Below are 16,181 nucleotides of genomic sequence, written 5' to 3' on the forward strand. Positions count from 1 at the left end.
ATTCATTTACATTCCACCCTGGTTAAATTAATACGCTACGGTTATAAATGCACTTGTATTAAGAGAATTAGAAGCCTTTTCTGTCGAAAAGCTGTATAACATAAATGCTTTGAAGAATGATTTATGCAATATTCCAAAACCCAAGTCTGGTTAACCCCATTTTTCTAGGATTTTAACCGTTCTGTCGCTCTATGGGGAAAATCTCAATATCGGAGGTCGACAGAAAATATCCTATTAAAAGAAATTGGACGTCTTATCATCCTCCTTCCCCCAAAACTCTTTCTGAAGCCAACGTTCCTCTCTGCTTTTGAATAGTAACACCGAGTCTTTATCCTGTCGAATATTCGGTTTTAATTCTAATTCCAGTTTTTTCAACAATGCCGGGGTAATGTCCCCTTCAAAAACAGATTTTTGTACATGAGTTAAATATTTTTTGCAGATTTTAAAAATTCTTCTGGAAGCTCTGGCTCCTCCTTCATCCATCTCAATATCATAAACCAAAATAATGTACATGATTACCACCAGATTGTAAACCCTTCATATTTTTTATCCCCCATTAAATGCTTTATAAGTTTATAGCACTCCAGCCGTATTAAATACCGGTAAGATACGTTTTTATTCAAACCCTTATGCCTGATGGTTCGTTTTAAATCCTCATCATAAGCTTCCAACAGCCGCTTGCGCCCTACCTCTTTTAGATAACAAAAGTTAGATTCTCGTTCAAAATTCTTTTCTGTTAACATTTTCTTGTTCAACATGGAAAATATCAGTCGATCGGCAATCAAGGGCTTAAATACTTCCGAAATATCTAGGCAAAGGGAAAAACGCCGATCTCCGGCACTATGAAGATAGCTTATTGCAGGATGCAGCTGGGTTTTATATATCTCAGTCAAACAGGTAATATAAACAAGAGAATTTACAAAAGAAATTAGTGCATTCACCATATTATCCGGAGGACGCTTGACCCTTTTTTCAAAATCAACTTCTTGATTTATGATCTCCTTCCATCCACTATAATAAGCACGGCGAACATTCCCCTCCAACCCCATCAACTCATTAACATCCTTTGTTTGGTCAATCAGACGCCTTAAAGACTTGATCTCCGCTATGCAAGGCTCCAGTTCACGATTGCGCTCATTGTAATAACGCAGGTTTCGTAAAATATTATGACTTGCCGCTTCAATAAAAGCTTTGGCAATTTCCAGCCGCTTAACGGGATCAGTGTAGTGTTGAACTTGTTCAATCAATAATTTGCCGGATACATTTTCTTCTTTTGGATAAAAGCTCCCTGTATAAAAACCATAGTAATTAAAGAAATGAATAGGTATAGATAACTGGCCGGCATAATTCAGACATTTAGTATTAAGCCCCACTTCCCCAAACAAATATATATCCCGCGTCATCTCTACTTTAATATCCTTGAATCTGCCATCAGGAGCAACCACTCTCAAAACGTTGTCTTTCCTCTGCAGTTCACCGTTTGAGAACAGATAAAAACTTTCCGCCATATTAACCTCCATTCCGCCGCTACCGCTGGCGACACAAATAATAAAGAAAAATATTGGGTTCCTGTCTGCAATCTTTTGGAAGATACCATCCGTATTACTGTCGTTAGCCCTAAATGGGTGAAGACTTTAAAATTACGTAACTAGTTCAATTGCTGAACTGGACCAAAAAGTTGATAAGTTGATTAAACCTTATGAAGGTGCAATAAACCTTCTCAATACCATTCCCGAAGTTAAAAGAGCTTCTACAATCACCATCATCTCCGAGATTGGCACAGATATGTCTAATTTGACAACTCCAAACGTTTATGCTGCTACTGACATTTCCGTGGCTAAAACTAAAGCTTGATTTTTTAGGTCTTTAAGGGCCTTAGTTTAGTGCGCCCTTTTATAACTTATCTGCGTTATTTTTTACACTAGTCTCTCCTCACACATAACAGTACTCGTAATAAGCACAGCTTTTACATATTTTAGAGTTTATAAGCGAAGGCATCTTTTCCTGAGACACAATATCTTCTATATTACCTAGGATCTTTTCAATCTTTTCTTTATCTCCATTTTGTAAAACAACTTCCTCTCGTTTTTTTATTTGAGGATAATCCAGAATTCCTTTATTAATATTAATGCCTCTCTGATTGAGGAAATATAAATAATACTTAACCTGCCAGATAGAAGCTTCCTCAATACTCTTGCTTTTTTTCACTTCATGCAGCACTTTCCAATCCTTGATAAAATCCACATTAACAGTTTCATCAATTAGTATATGCTTATGCTCCCTTCCATAAGATGCCTCATCCAGTAGCTTCCCCAGCAAAACCCTTTCACTCTCATTTTCCAATGTAATATGATTAGAAAAACACCACAGTTTTCTATGACAAACAAAATAATAGTAAAACATGGTTCCTGTAATACGCATAATTTACTCCTCTCCCAGTTAACACAAAAAGCCTTATTTTTTTAGAAAGAATTGGAAAAGAAATCCGTTTCATCTGCTTTCTTTTTCATTACAGGTCGGATAATTCCCTCCCGGCTATTATAATCACACTGAGCAATCTGAATCTGCTCATAATCATTGATACGAATGGTTTCAGTTTCTATCTGCAGGTATAAATATTTGGAAATATCTACTGTCTGTTTCGTTATCACTTCCCGTGCCCTTGCCCTTAATTTCCTTGCCTGTTCCCGATCTGTAATACGGTAATCTTTTTGCAGAACTTCTATCGCTTCTCTGATTTCTTCTTTGCGGGATTCATAAACCTTGCGTGGAATAATACTTACAGTATCAATATTACGAAACCTTTTTTCAACCTCTTTTTTATCAATTTCCCAAGGTGTATGGGAATTGATATAATCAATGGTTTCTTTCATGATTAGATAATATTCCGGCAAATTTTCTTTCGTATAGAGCTTTTGGATCATCTCTACTTTTTGGGCTTCCCCAATAATTCCGTCCACTTCTAATAAAGCCGTTTTAGAAAGACGGAAGATTTCTTTGTCGATAAAGGCCCCCACTCCGCTACACCTATTAATAAATACAAAACAGTTATACATGAGATCCAGCAAGTCTCGATTTCGATAGCATCTGCCCATCCGCTGGAATAACCCATTCAGATCAGATAGTTCGGTTAATAGCAAATCAAAGTCAATATCTAAAGAAGCTTCAACGATTTGGGTGGCAATCCAAATACCACTTTCATTACTTCCTTTCTTACCCATTTGTATAATATGCTTTTCCTTTTTAGCCCTGTCCTCTTTGGTAAAGTAGTTATGGAGCAAATATACCCCTGTTTTTTCTCCGTTCTCATCCAGAGAATCATTCATGACCTGTACCTGTTCATTTTCTTCATCCCATTGAAGCTGATGATAAAGCGTTACGGCACTTTGTATGGTGTTGCAAATTACCAGAATTCTCTTACCACCATATTGCCGGCTCAAAGCGGCAATATCTTCGCCGTTGATTTCTCTATCCAGTACTTTAAGGCTATGACGGATTTTCTGATCGGTAAAAACTTGGGGAGGCTCAAAAGGAATATCCTGCTCTTTCAACAAATCAAGAAAAAAAGCAGGCAGGGTAGCTGTCAAAATGGCAAAGCGCCCTCCCATGCGGGTCATATACCGAAGTCCTAACACTAGATAAGCCGTCAACTCAGGAGAATACATCTGTATTTCATCAATAATTACTTTTGAATAGGCCAGAGTAGCCAGTTTGTATTCAAACCCCCGATATAGGAAAACAAAGCTGAAAAGCTGATCCAAAGTGCAGATCGTCAGGGGCAGGGATAACTGTTTAGTCCTGGTATAATAGAGATCTGCAGAGGTCCCTTCACTATCCGTTTCCCTTTTTTCCTCCAATTTTTTCTGTTCCGATTCACTTTCTTCCAGATATTTTGTATATGTATCTGAATGCAGCATTCCCACTTTTTCTTCTTTTGCTTCCAGCACCACATCCTCTACAATTCGCTTATAAATTGCGTTGATGGCACTTTTTAAAGGCAACGTAAAAAAACCTTTGGAATTTCCTAACCACAATAGTCCGGCTTCTGTCTTGCCCATACCTGTTTGAGCAATCACGACCACATTCTTATCCCTGTTCCTTTGCATATAAATCTGCAGGTCATTCCATTTGCTCTGTGGATGTTTTTCCTTCCAACGGTCCATCAAATTACCCATCCCAGCTATTAAAAAATCGTTAGGATGTTCAACCTTAACATTGGCACTTGCCGCATAGTCCAAACGGTTCAAAAGACCTTCCAACATGATAAAACGGAAAAACAAATTTTCATTCTCTTTATCCAGCCGTTCTCCTACGACAAAATAGCGCTGGTTAATTGATTTCGCCACAAATCTAATGGGCAATTTATCATATTGAAAACGTTTAAAGGGTTTTTCTAGACTGGCAAACTCTTTTTCAATATCATCATTAGATAAAGGCATTTTCCGGTCATGATGATAAGCCACGGAATGAAACAAAAGCTTGATCTCGCTTCTTGTCAAGATTTTTTCCTTGTACAACCATTTATCATGAATGAATGCCAAGCTTAAAAGACCATGGGGAATGCCATCAATATAAGGCAGCCTGTTTCGAAGACAGCTCTGAAACTTGGGATACAATTTCCCCAGGTCGTGATAAATACAAGCCAATTTTAATAATATATACAAGGAACCCCAATCCACGAAAAGATTGGGATAAAGTTTTTTTAATAGCTCCAAGTTATCCAGCAGGCAATTGGTATGGGTCTGAATATCCTCTTCCGGGTAGGATTTGGCCAGGGCTTTTTTATCTATACCCATAATTTTTCCTCCTTAAACAAGATAGGCAACAAAGCGGTCTTCATCAATCAGAAAGGCCTCGTCCGACAAAGCAGTGGCGTTGCCGTAAATGACCTCGACCTTATGCCATTTCCGGAATAGTTTGGGATTTTTTTCTGTTCCGTAATTAACCAATTCATAGTTTTTAGGCAGTCTGTACCTTGTCCCTGGCCTTATTCCTGATACATAATGGGTTAACTTAACTTTCTCTTCCCCTTCCTCTTCCAGCAACGCATAAGGAATATAGGCGTAATAATCCTCCGGCATTGTGATTTGATCTTCCAGTTCCGTAAGAGTTAAGGTAACATGCTTTACTTCAGCTATGGTAACAAGATCCTCTCTGCGGCCCAATGACGGATACTCTCTTGGTTTTTCAAAAGCGGCATGAATTTCTTCAATTTTGCTTTGATCGTCAGGGACAATGTGCAACAAAAGTTCCACATCTACTAACAGCTCTGCTGTCGCCACCCCTCTGCCTATCCCATATTCTCCCACACGAAGTTGGTGTCTGTCCTCTTCATATTTCATGGCGTTTTTAAATTCATAGCGAGTATACAGGTCATTTACCTTGGAAAAATATTTTCCCTGCACACTGACCTGCATGGACTGGTATTCCTGATAGCCACATAAGTTATGCACCATTCCGATGACTGTTGAATACGGCGGCAATGGATATGTTTCTTTCAGTTGAAAGCTGTTGGGCCTTTTATAATTTACCAGGTCTTGATAGAGCCGTACTCTAACTGCCTTCATAATAGCGATCTACCTTTTCTTTTAAAATAGCAAAAAATTCAGGCATTGATAGGGCTTGCAGCTTCTCTTTCAGCTCTCTGGCATTATCGAAGCTCTTATCCACAACACCACAATGCGTATCCTCCTTGATGCTGTCATACAAGACACCCTTAATCTCTGAGACTTCAATGCAGTTATCCTTGACATTCACCACATTTTGGAATACAGGATTTTTAATATCATATACACCACCGATGGCAAAGAGAGGTTTCAAGTCTTCTCTGCGACCGCGAATATCACGGTAAAGAAAAGCCAGAGTATCCAGCAAACGCCTCACTCTCCGCGCCCGTTCCTGGTTATCCAAAGAGATATGATAAACCTCATCTTCACCAATTTGCTCCAGGTCAGCAGTTACAGTATAACGGTAATAGGATCGGTGAATTTCCGCCTGGGCAATATTCATATTTTCCTTAATTTTATCTGCTTGTCCTTTATTGGTCAAAAAATCCAGGTCTCCTTTAAAAGTTTCCATGGAGATGGCATTGGAAAGCCTGACTTTGGCGCTTCGTTTCTTCCCTCCGGAACCCTTCTCCGTTTTTAGATAACCAAAAAAGTCAATTTCTGGATATTTATCAATAGTAGCTTTCTCACTAAATTGTACAACTTTTTTTTCGCCGCTTCCTTCCGCTTTAACCGGCGCCAGTTCCTCGCCCAATTGTTCGGCAATGTTATAGCGCAAGGCTTGCCTGGAAATATAGGTATATTGGTCTCCTTGTCCTCTAGCTAGCTTTTTCAAAGAAGCAACATTGCCCACACTTTCCCCATAGTTGGCACTTTCAGCCTGGAAAACAATCGTTAAGGTTAATCCTTTATTTTTCATTGTAATTCCTCCCCCTCATCATCTAGCAAAGCCGTATTAGCTTGCTTATCTGTTTCATCAATTAAAGCTGACACAAAGGCATAGCCCATGCTACTGAAATCTTTTTCATCACTCAAAGCATTAGTAATAACGTCGGGTACCGGAGATTTAACATATAGGTAACAGTTCAGGATGACATCCATAAACATATCTTTATTGGATGTCTTCAGCGCATTAAGCAACCTGTAGCAAATCCCGGGAAGCTTATGCTCCGCGTCTTTTCGGGAATATCTCTTTTTCAGCTCTTGCCCTGCCATTCTGGCTGTGCGGACCAAAGCCTGATTTTTCGGTCTGTTTCCTTCTTGTTTTTCCACTCTCATCCCTCCTAAACCCTTATAGATTTTTTGATTCATTATTAGCAAATGATTAATATGAGCACTGTTAAAATAACAGTTTCGCGGATTAGCCAGTTTATGATACAGCATCCGGTGAATCAGGGTAAATAAATTTTGATTGTTAAAAATGCGATTGATTACCTCATCATAAATACGGACATTCATCCCATTTTCGACAGAAACTGCTTTAATCAACCCATCTAATTCTTTCCTGGATTCAAGAATTATTCTCAGCATTTTACGTGATAAGATGTTGAAACGATAGCTATCGTTTTCATAACGAACGACCTGGATATCCGCAAGCTCATATTTTGCCGTATCATGCTCAGTTTCGTGCAGAGCTCCCACCAAAGCGGGATAAACAGAACGAGGATTTCCTTCTTTTCTCTGCAGGATATCCATATGTATCTTATAGTTAATTTCCACTGCCTTCTTAAGGTCTATCGTGACATTTACATAGATACCTCGGTCATAAACATAGGTCAGCCCCGCGGGCAAACAGGAAAATACCAACCTGCACAACGGACAAATTGCAATATCATTCTGAAAGTTCCATACATGAGAAGATTTCCGCGCCACATCAAAACCAGTTGCATTTAAAAAGCTCAAATCACCTGTCAGATCTTTTATAGAGGCATCGCAAACAAAGCAATTATATTTGTAATTATTTTTGTCTTGTGATAAATATTCAATGGCTACCCCCACGAAATACCCTTTATAGTTTGTATAAACATCTTGTTCCTTGGTCTGGGCATTAAGAAAACATACTCCGTTCCAGGCATTTTTAATTATAGTATAGATAACATTTTTGGCTCTGATATAACGTTTTCCCTGTGGGCTTTTACAATAGGAAATTACCTGCTGCAAAACAGTAAAGTTCTTTTTGACATCAATAATAATTTTTTGCTTGTCCATCTCAAATAGTTCCTGATTTTTGGGTTCTTTCGCTACTGCTAACTGTTTTTCTAAAGAAAGCATATCCACATCTGAAGCGATCAGCTTATAGGCCGCTTTGTAGCTATTGCTTTTTATGTAACGTTTCACATCTTTTAGATAATGGTTAAAACTTTTCAGGGCCTGTAAATTAAAGTTTTCAAATTCATTCTTCTTATAAGCTTCCATCTTGTCCTCAAAAGCAACAATTTTATGCCATGACAGAGTTATCCCATAGTCATGAAAAAAATATGCAAAGTATTTTTCTTGGAAATCCTCTAAAAGCTCCGGGGAAAACTCAATAGAATCATTAACAAAATGAACATTATTTTTTCCCACAATATTGATAAATCCTACAACAGCTGCATTCCACTGCCAGTCTCCCATTGTCAGCCGCAGCACATCACCATTTTTCATCTTCATCCCTCCCTTCTACATCAGATCAAGGCAGCCAAAAGCCATTGCCCTTCGCGAGCCCATTCCTGCTTTATACAGATATTCCAGTAAATACTTTTCGCCTTTCACCACAAAGCTGCCGATTGTACACGGAATTGATATGCCATAATGCAGGACAACTGTTTTCTTGAGATAAATGGGCTTGATTTGCAAAGCATCGACATCGGCTCCCACATCTCGGGCAAAGGTGTTTTGCAGCTCCGACTTCAGGTTGCGTTTCCAAATTTCCTCGAATCCTTCATCTTCAAAAGTAAGATACCAGTCCCTGTCCGCATTTTCGTCGTGATCCCGGATCACAACGGGCGAAAGGATTTTAAAAGCTACTATATTGCCAGTAATGGGACGTTCCTGCACCTTTGTAATATCCGATACTTTTAACTGGTTGTCCCAGTCAGCTAAGGAAACCCATCTGTTACGCCTCCCCAGGAAAGCATTGAGTAAATGCACGCCCATCATGATATCCCTGGTAGTGAAATTACAAATAAATCGTTTGCTATCTAGAGTTATGCCATCTTTGGCAACGGTCACCTGAGGCAAAAAATAAAAACTGAAACAAAAGGATTTTGGAGCATGTCCCCCTCCGTACAATGCCGCAAAGAGGTCTTGGCTATAGTCTTCGAAAGCGCTTTTTAGATAAGATATAAACTTGCGTCTAAATTCAAGGGGAAGACCTTCCTTTTTAGTTTCAAACTCGACTTTGATACGCACTCTAGCACCTCCTCTCAGTTAAATCTTGATAATTTGAAAATTCCATGTTGGTTAAATTAATTGTAATAATCAGTGATAACTAAACTTTAACATTCCACATTGGTTTTTATCCGGTTTACTTATCCCTTATAATAGCAAAGCTACTTTTTAATATAATATTAACAAACCTCATACTCTTTTTATAGTTAAATCATTCGACTTATTATTTCTTTTTTCGTCATTAATCTTCATATTTTAAACCACAAGAAATATTGTGTAGCATCCAAAATATAATAGAGGCGCCAATAGAAAATAGGGCTTCTTAGTCTCTTTAGTATTTCATACGTTAGTTAACACTACCTACAAGGATTAACAGCCAGGTGGTAATATCCCTGGCTGTTCTGCTTTTATAGTCATATATTTACATTTTATACTTATATTCTCCAATTAAATGATTTTCCCTTTGTCGAAATTTGGGAAATATTGTTGCAACAAGTTATGAATTGAGCATAATTATTAGCTTGAATGAAACCGTTGGGTTTAATTTTATGCAAAAAAAAACTGCCATGGCAAAGCCACAGCAGTTTGGTTCATATCCTACGCTATTTTGTCAATTTGTCAAGCCTGACCCTTGAAATATTGCTCTTTTTCACAACTGCATCCTTATCAATTGTCTTTAGTTCTCGGTTTTCCATTAATATTTTCCCATCAACCATGGTCAAGCATACATCCGAGCTTCTTACTGAATACACTAACAGTGAATATGGATCAACCCCATCTACTGGATTCACATGGGGTTCATCAAGTGATATGAGCACCAGGTCAGCCTTTTTGCCCACCTCAATGGAACCAATGTCATTCTCTAATCCCATTGCTCTAGCACCACCAAGTGTGGCCAGTTTGAAAACCTCCCTGGCAGGCATTACTGTGGGTCCATGAAGAGGCTTTTGAATTAACGCTGCCATTTTCATTTCCTGGAATATATCCAGATTATTGTTGCAGGGAGCACCATCAGCACCTAGAGATACAGTTATACCCCGCTTTAACATCTCTGGGATGGGCGCTATTCCAGAAGCCAACTTAATATTGCATGTTGGACAGTGGGCAACCTTTACGTCCCTTTTCTGAAGGATTTCCATTTCTTGATCATTGAGCCAGATACAGTGAGTCAATATAAGGTTGGGGGCAGCCATGCCTATATGGTCCAGGTACAGGACATTGCGCATGCCGCGTTCCCTTTCAACAATCTCTATTTCACCCTTGTTTTCAGAAGCATGGGTATGAACCCTAACACCATATTTGGAGCTAAGCTTGACTACTTCCTTTAACAAATCTTCTGTACAGGATACAACAAATCTAGGTGTGAAGGCATATTGGATTCTGCCATTTTCTTTGCCATGCCATTTCTCCAGCAGGTCTACACTTTCCTGAATTGCATCGTTAGTTGACTGTATCAAGGTTCCGGGAACCTCTTCCCCATGATCCATCATAACCTTTCCTGTAGTGGCTCGAATACCGCTTTCTGCAATGGCATGTATGGCAGCATCTGTATGGTGTACTGTCTGCATATCAACCAGGGTTGTAGTACCCCCTAAAAGCAGCTCAGAAATCCCAAGAAGAGCAGACTGGTACAGGCTTTCCTCATCATGAGCACCTTCAAGGGGCCAGATTCTCTTTTTTAGCCAATCTAGAAGTTCAAGATCATCGGCCTGACCTCTAAATAAAGTCTGGGACAAATGAACATGAGTTTGTATCAATCCAGGTATGAGCAGCTTTCCTTCTGCTAGAATTACCCTGTCAGCAGTTGGCTCATTGCTGCCTATATATGCAATCCGGTTATTCTCAACTAGTACATTACCTTTTATAATGGCCTCTTGTGAATCCATGGTAACTATGGTAGGCCCTTTAAACAGTATTCTCATTATTAAGATTAAATCCCCTTTCGTACCTATCTATCTTCCCTATCATAAGAAAGCATTAACGCTCCTGGAGCACCAATTCTGTTCTTTTGCGTCTGCATTGTTGCAAATATGAGTACTGCTATAGTAAATAAATAAGGCAGCATGCTTAAGAAATATGCAGGCACAGCCACACCCATGGCCTGGAGTCTGAACCCAAGAGCAGATACAGCTCCAAATAGATACGCACCCGCCATGGCCTTTGTTGGGTTCCAAGTAGCAAAAATTACTAGAGCAATTGCAATCCAACCTCTTCCTGCAGTCATATTTTCCAACCAGGTTGGTGCAAATGCCAGGGCAAGGTAAACTCCTGCTATCCCCGAAAATACGCCACCGATAATTACATATACATACCTTACTAAAAATACGTTAATACCTAATGAATCAGCAGCACCTGGATTTTCACCTACTGAGCGCATTTTCAGGCCCGGATTGGTTTTATATATGAAGAACCAAAGTAAGGGAACCAATAAATAACTGAAATAAACTAATATATCCTGATTAAAAAATATTGGACCTAGAAATGGAATATCACTTAAATACGGCAGAGCAATTTTTGAAAAGGTCTTAGGTGCTGGAATACCGATGAGAGATTTCCCAAGAAAGCCGCTTAAGCCTGTTCCAAATATCGTCAAGGCAAGTCCGCTTACAACCTGGTTAGCCTTTAGGGTAATGCACAAAAAGGCATGAATTGAAGCCACTATTCCACCAACTATCATGCCTGCAAGCAGACCAAGCCATGCGCTTCCAGTCATTACGCAGACCATGAAACTAGAGACTGCCCCTGCTAACATCATTCCTTCTATTCCTAAATTTAATACGCCTGTTCTTTCTGCCAAAATTTCCCCTAAAGCAGCATATAATATGGGAGTTCCAGCTGTAATGGCAGCAGCCAAAACCGTTATGGTTAACATTGTATAATCCATTATGACTGCCCCCCTTTGTCATCAATTTCGGCATTTTTCCTTTTAAATTTAATCCTATAGCGGTAAAAAACTTCTCCACCCAAAACGAAAAACAGTATTAAACCCTGAAGCATGTGGGAAGTAGCCAAAGGTAGTCCAATTGATTGGATAGAGTAGCCACCTACCAACAAGCCGCCAAACAGAAATGACACTACTACAATTGCAAAGGGGTTTAACCTGGACAGCCATGCAATGATAATGGCTGTGTATCCATAACCAGGTGACATGGTGGGCTGTAATCTATGGGTGAGGCCAACGGCTTCAACCATCCCTGCAATGCCGGCTATGCCTCCACTTAATGCAAGGACCAGTATGATATTTCTTTTAATATTCATCCCAGCATACAGTGCTGCATTTGGGCTCTGGCCAATAACCCTGATTTCGTAGCCCCATTTAGTTTTCTTTAGTAGAAAATATATTATAATTGCAATAATAATTGCTATAAAGATGCCTGTGTGTACCCTTGTATCAAAAAGCCTTGTTAATCTTGCGGCTTGATCAAAGGGGGCAGTTAAGGGAAAATTAAATCCTGCAGGGTCCCTCCATGGGCCATATATAAAGAAGGCAAACCACAGTATAGCTACATAATTTAACAGAAGGGTTGTGATTGTCTCATTTACATTAAGCAATGCCCTGGGAATAGCCGGCAATAAACCCCAGAAGGCTCCTCCTAAAAAGCCAAAAAGAAACATTGTTGGCAACACCAGGAATCCTGGAAGCCAGGTCATAAACAAGGCAACATAACCGGCAGCCCATGCCCCCATATAGAGCTGTCCCTCTGCTCCAATGTTCCATAACTGCATTCTAAAAGCAATGGATACAGCTAAACCAGTGAGTATCAGGGGTATTGCCTTAACCACCGTCTCAGAAATGCCATACTTTGAGCCAAAGGCCCCTTTAAGCATAACTTGATAAACTTCTATAGGCTTATGGCCTGTAAAATATATAAAAACTGCACCTACCAAAAGAGCCAGGAGAATGGATACAATTGGTACGAGTATAGTTATCCATTTAGATGTTGTTAGTCTTTTTTCAAACTTTAGTGAAACTGTACCAGACTGTTTTAGTTGCGTCATTGCCATTATATCACTTCCTCCTGCTTCAGTTTGGTTCCAGCCATGAGCATGCCAACCTCTTCAACATTAGTTTCATGGGCAGGCATTACACCCATGATGGTTCCTTCGTGCATAACAGCAATTGTATCTGACATTTTAAAGATTTCATCCAAGTCCTCTGAAATAAATAAGATAGCAGTCCCCAGTCCTCTTTGTTCCAAAAGTATATCATGAACAGCTTCTATAGCACTTACATCCAACCCTCTAACTGGATAAACCGCAACTATAAGTCGTGGTTCGCATGAAATTTCTCTTGCAAATAGAAGCTTTTGTAAATTTCCACCTGACATTAATTTAACAGGCTTTTCTATGCCAGCAGTTTTAACGTTAAAATCTCTTACCAGCTTGGCAGCTCGCTCTTTGGCATATTTATTGTCAATAAATAGAGATCTGCACACGGGCTTTTCTCTGTAATTTTTTAAGATTGTGTTTTCAACACAGCATAGGCTTGGAACTAAGCCCATTCCCACTCTATCTTCTGGAATATAAGCAACCCTGGCCTCAATAATATCCCTGGGACTAGCATTTGTATAATCCTTGTTTTCAATTTTTATCAAACCCTTTGTAACCTTACGGAGGCCTGTTATGACTTCAGCTAATTCTCTTTGACCGTTGCCTGCAACCCCTGCAATACCTAGTATTTCTCCCCCTTTTATTTGGAGGTGTACATCCTTTAATGCAGGGTAGCCCTTATCACTTAAACAAGAAACATTTTGTAAATCCAATACTACCGGTCCCTCTTGAACAGGTTTTTTATCAACCTGAAGCATTACTTCTCTACCTACCATGAGTTTGGTTAGTTCTTTTTTATTTGTATCAACCTTGTTGACAGTGGCTACTGATTTTCCGCCTCTTAGAACTGTTATTTTATCAGCAATATCCATAACCTCATTGAGCTTGTGGGTTATAAGAATTACCGCTTTACCTTCTAATGCCATTTGTTTAAGAGTTCTAAAGAGTTCTCGCACCTCTTGAGGTGTTAACACAGCTGTTGGTTCATCTAATATTAATATGTCAGCACCCCTGTAAAGCATTTTGATAATTTCCACTCTCTGCTGCTCTCCAACAGAAAGCTGCCAAATCCTGGCCTTTGGTTCGACTTTGAGGGCAAATCTTTTAGATAAATCTTCTATTTCCTTTTCCAGCTTATCCTTATCAATGAATAAGCCTACGCCTTTTTTACCTAAGATTATGTTCTCTGCTACAGTAAACGGCTGGACCAGGCGGAAATGCTGATGTACCATGCCTATTCCATGGTCAATGGCTTCCCTAGGTGAGTTTATTCTAACTGGCTGCCCCTTTATTAAAATCTCACCTTCATCCTGGGCATAGAGTCCTGTCAAGATACTCATTAAGGTACTCTTGCCGGCTCCGTTTTCTCCTAAAAGGGCGTGAATCTCCCCAGCTTTTGCTTCAAAATTCACCTTGTCATTTGCAACTACTCCTGGAAATCTTTTTGTTATGGACTTCATTTCAACAAGTGGATACTGAGGCATATTTTACCTCCTTAAAAAGAATTTTGCAGAGTTTTATGTTTTGATAAAAACGGTTGCTGGTTTTTACCAGCAACCGTAATTTGTTTATAAACTACCAATGACACCTTCTACGAACCAGTCAAAGCCAAGCTTTTCTCCGTCAGTCATTGAAGTTCCTTCTGGAACTTTTACCTGACCAGACTGATCCTTAATTGGTCCAGCAAAAATGTCTAACTCTCCAGCAAGAACCTTGGCTTTTGCAGCTTCCACAGCTTCAATCATTTCTGGTGTCATGACATTTTCATTATATGGAGCAAGATCCACAATGCCGTCCGACATTGGTCCCCAATACTGGTGACTTGACCATGTTCCATCCATTACAGCTTTAACAGTGTTTGCATAATATGGTCCCCAGTTCCACATTGGACCTGTCATAATGGCATTTGGAGCAAAATGGGTCATGTCAGAGTTGTAGCTAACTCCCCAAACACCTTTTTCTTCAGCTGCCTGCATTGGGCCAGGTGTATCCTGGTGCTGTGCTATTACATCTGCGCCCATGTCTAATAAACCTAGAGCTGCCTGCTTCTCAGTACCTGGATCATACCAGGTATTTGTCCATACAACGCTTACAGTAGCATCTGGGTTTACTGATTTAACACCTAAAGTAAAGGCGTTGATTCCCCTGACTACCTCAGGAATTGGGAAAGCTGCAACATAACCAATCTTGTTTGTTTCTGTTTTCATACCAGCAGCTATACCAGATAGGTATCTAGCCTGATAAATCTTGCCAAAGTATGTTCCCATATTATCCGCTGTTTTATAACCTGAGCAGTGCATAAATACCACATCTGGATATCTTTCTGCAACGCTCAACATATAATCCATAAAACCAAAGCTGGTAGCAAAAATAACCTTTGCTCCCTTTTCTGCAAGCTCTGTGATAACTCTTTCAGCATCTGGTCCTTCTTGAACGGCTTCATAGTAAGCCGTCTTTACACCCGGGACATTAGCTTCTAAGTATTGTCTTCCCAGGTCATGAGCATAGGTCCAGCCACCGTCACCTATTGGACTGACATATACAAAACCTACTAAAAACTCTTCCGGTTCCTCGCTTGGTGCTGGAGCTGGTGCTGGTTCATCAACCTTTTTACCACCACAACCTGCAACTATCAATGCCAGTGCTAAAATCAACGCCAACAGCACACTCATTTTTCTAAACTTATTCATAAACCGTACAACCTCCTCTTTTTACAAACCTTTAAATCCTTATTTCTCTTTTTACACCATGTAAAGACCTAGCACAATAATGAAAGTTTACGTTAGCAATCACCTCCATTTAAAACTATTCTCTACATTCTCGTATATATTTTAAATGTTAGATATGGATTAGTCTATCATAAATTTACCTTAACAAATCCCTGGAATATTAAACTAGATTTAAATAATTATACATATATACATACAAAAACCCCACCACGAAGGAAAGAATCCTCCGTAGTCGGGTTATTTACGGCACCCGGTAGATACTCCCAAACCATATCATTGGGATTATACGCAAAGCTAAATGACCAATATTTTTTTATATAAAGGATAATTCTCCGAAAATTTAAAAAATCCTGCTTGGTATCTTGTAAATTTTTTGTAATTTTTCTGCAAGTTATATATGGAGGAATTACATAGTTTTCTTTAATGCACAGCAGGTATTTACCCTATCACATTGAATAATATGTGATAGCAGCTATTATCAACAATTATTAGGCATTTGAAAGCTGATGAAAAGGTTCGTAAAAGA

At 39.4% G+C, this 16,181-nt stretch carries 13 protein-coding genes and 1 riboswitch; all 13 genes read right to left on the reverse strand.

Features of this window, described 5'->3' with window-relative positions:
* Positions 1-234 precede the first annotated feature (234 nt).
* On the reverse strand, positions 235-513 hold the full coding sequence (gene cas2 / locus K364_RS0114270; protein WP_028308579.1) for a CRISPR-associated endonuclease Cas2: 279 nt from the start codon (positions 511-513) through the stop codon (positions 235-237).
* Positions 514-515: 2 nt separating this feature from the next.
* Positions 516-1,508 carry a type I-B CRISPR-associated endonuclease Cas1b gene (gene cas1b, locus K364_RS0114275; protein ID WP_028308580.1) on the reverse strand — a complete coding sequence of 331 codons (993 nt, stop codon included), beginning with the start codon at positions 1,506-1,508 and terminating at the stop codon, positions 516-518.
* A 424-nt stretch (positions 1,509-1,932) separates the two neighbouring features.
* Complete coding sequence (gene cas4 / locus K364_RS0114280) at positions 1,933-2,421, reverse strand: CRISPR-associated protein Cas4 (RefSeq protein WP_028308581.1); 489 nt, start codon at positions 2,419-2,421, stop codon at positions 1,933-1,935.
* A 41-nt stretch (positions 2,422-2,462) separates the two neighbouring features.
* Positions 2,463-4,796, reverse strand: a complete 2,334-nt coding sequence (locus K364_RS0114285) for a CRISPR-associated helicase/endonuclease Cas3 (RefSeq protein WP_035269542.1) — start codon at positions 4,794-4,796, stop codon at positions 2,463-2,465.
* A gap of 12 nt (positions 4,797-4,808) precedes the next feature.
* Positions 4,809-5,567: a type I-B CRISPR-associated protein Cas5b gene (gene cas5b, locus K364_RS0114290; RefSeq protein WP_028308583.1), complete on the reverse strand. Its 759-nt coding sequence runs from the start codon at positions 5,565-5,567 to the stop codon at positions 4,809-4,811.
* Positions 5,554-6,426 (reverse strand): type I-B CRISPR-associated protein Cas7/Cst2/DevR, encoded by an 873-nt coding sequence (cas7i, locus tag K364_RS0114295; RefSeq protein ID WP_028308584.1) that lies wholly within the window; start codon positions 6,424-6,426, stop codon positions 5,554-5,556. Before cas7i ends, cas5b begins: the two co-directional genes overlap by 14 nt.
* Positions 6,423-8,150: a type I-B CRISPR-associated protein Cas8b1/Cst1 gene (cas8a1, locus tag K364_RS0114300; RefSeq protein ID WP_051534092.1), complete on the reverse strand. Its 1,728-nt coding sequence runs from the start codon at positions 8,148-8,150 to the stop codon at positions 6,423-6,425. Before cas8a1 ends, cas7i begins: the two co-directional genes overlap by 4 nt.
* Positions 8,151-8,165: 15 nt before the next feature.
* Positions 8,166-8,897 carry a CRISPR-associated endoribonuclease Cas6 gene (gene cas6, locus K364_RS0114305; protein WP_028308586.1) on the reverse strand — a complete coding sequence of 244 codons (732 nt, stop codon included), beginning with the start codon at positions 8,895-8,897 and terminating at the stop codon, positions 8,166-8,168.
* A gap of 581 nt (positions 8,898-9,478) precedes the next feature.
* Entirely contained in the window at positions 9,479-10,798 is a 1,320-nt protein-coding gene (locus K364_RS0114310; protein ID WP_028308587.1) for a 5'-deoxyadenosine deaminase, read from the reverse strand.
* A 26-nt stretch (positions 10,799-10,824) separates the two neighbouring features.
* Positions 10,825-11,760, reverse strand: a complete 936-nt coding sequence (locus K364_RS0114315; protein ID WP_028308588.1) for an ABC transporter permease — start codon at positions 11,758-11,760, stop codon at positions 10,825-10,827.
* Positions 11,760-12,881, reverse strand: coding sequence for an ABC transporter permease (locus tag K364_RS0114320; RefSeq protein WP_051534093.1), 1,122 nt, complete (start codon positions 12,879-12,881; stop codon positions 11,760-11,762). Before K364_RS0114320 ends, K364_RS0114315 begins: the two co-directional genes overlap by 1 nt.
* The gene (locus K364_RS0114325) at positions 12,881-14,410 is read right to left on the reverse strand and encodes an ABC transporter ATP-binding protein (protein WP_028308590.1); all 1,530 of its coding nucleotides are present in this window, start codon (positions 14,408-14,410) and stop codon (positions 12,881-12,883) included. The genes K364_RS0114320 and K364_RS0114325 overlap by 1 nt, the downstream gene beginning before the upstream one ends.
* Before the next feature lie 84 nt (positions 14,411-14,494).
* The gene (locus K364_RS0114330) at positions 14,495-15,616 is read right to left on the reverse strand and encodes a BMP family ABC transporter substrate-binding protein (protein WP_035269549.1); all 1,122 of its coding nucleotides are present in this window, start codon (positions 15,614-15,616) and stop codon (positions 14,495-14,497) included.
* Between the two features lie 248 nt (positions 15,617-15,864).
* A riboswitch (purine riboswitch) is annotated at positions 15,865-15,965 on the reverse strand.
* Positions 15,966-16,181: the final 216 nt, after the last annotated feature.

The sequence above is a fragment of the Desulfitibacter alkalitolerans DSM 16504 genome (assembly GCF_000620305.1).
In the GTDB taxonomy this organism is placed as follows: Bacteria; Bacillota; DSM-16504; order Desulfitibacterales; family Desulfitibacteraceae; genus Desulfitibacter; species Desulfitibacter alkalitolerans.

What these genes read in the sequence shown, in the direction of transcription:
- cas2 (WP_028308579.1), bottom strand. Translation starts at nt 513, where the DNA reads ATGTACATTATTTTGGTTTATGATATTGAGATGGATGAAGGAGGAGCC.
- cas1b (WP_028308580.1), bottom strand. Translation starts at nt 1,508, where the DNA reads ATGGCGGAAAGTTTTTATCTGTTCTCAAACGGTGAACTGCAGAGGAAA.
- cas4 (WP_028308581.1), bottom strand. Translation starts at nt 2,421, where the DNA reads ATGCGTATTACAGGAACCATGTTTTACTATTATTTTGTTTGTCATAGA.
- K364_RS0114285 (WP_035269542.1), bottom strand. Translation starts at nt 4,796, where the DNA reads ATGGGTATAGATAAAAAAGCCCTGGCCAAATCCTACCCGGAAGAGGAT.
- cas5b (WP_028308583.1), bottom strand. Translation starts at nt 5,567, where the DNA reads ATGAAGGCAGTTAGAGTACGGCTCTATCAAGACCTGGTAAATTATAAA.
- cas7i (WP_028308584.1), bottom strand. Translation starts at nt 6,426, where the DNA reads ATGAAAAATAAAGGATTAACCTTAACGATTGTTTTCCAGGCTGAAAGT.
- cas8a1 (WP_051534092.1), bottom strand. Translation starts at nt 8,150, where the DNA reads ATGAAAAATGGTGATGTGCTGCGGCTGACAATGGGAGACTGGCAGTGG.
- K364_RS0114310 (WP_028308587.1), bottom strand. Translation starts at nt 10,798, where the DNA reads ATGAGAATACTGTTTAAAGGGCCTACCATAGTTACCATGGATTCACAA.
- K364_RS0114315 (WP_028308588.1), bottom strand. Translation starts at nt 11,760, where the DNA reads ATGGATTATACAATGTTAACCATAACGGTTTTGGCTGCTGCCATTACA.
- K364_RS0114320 (WP_051534093.1), bottom strand. Translation starts at nt 12,881, where the DNA reads ATGGCAATGACGCAACTAAAACAGTCTGGTACAGTTTCACTAAAGTTT.
- K364_RS0114325 (WP_028308590.1), bottom strand. Translation starts at nt 14,410, where the DNA reads ATGCCTCAGTATCCACTTGTTGAAATGAAGTCCATAACAAAAAGATTT.
- K364_RS0114330 (WP_035269549.1), bottom strand. Translation starts at nt 15,616, where the DNA reads ATGAATAAGTTTAGAAAAATGAGTGTGCTGTTGGCGTTGATTTTAGCA.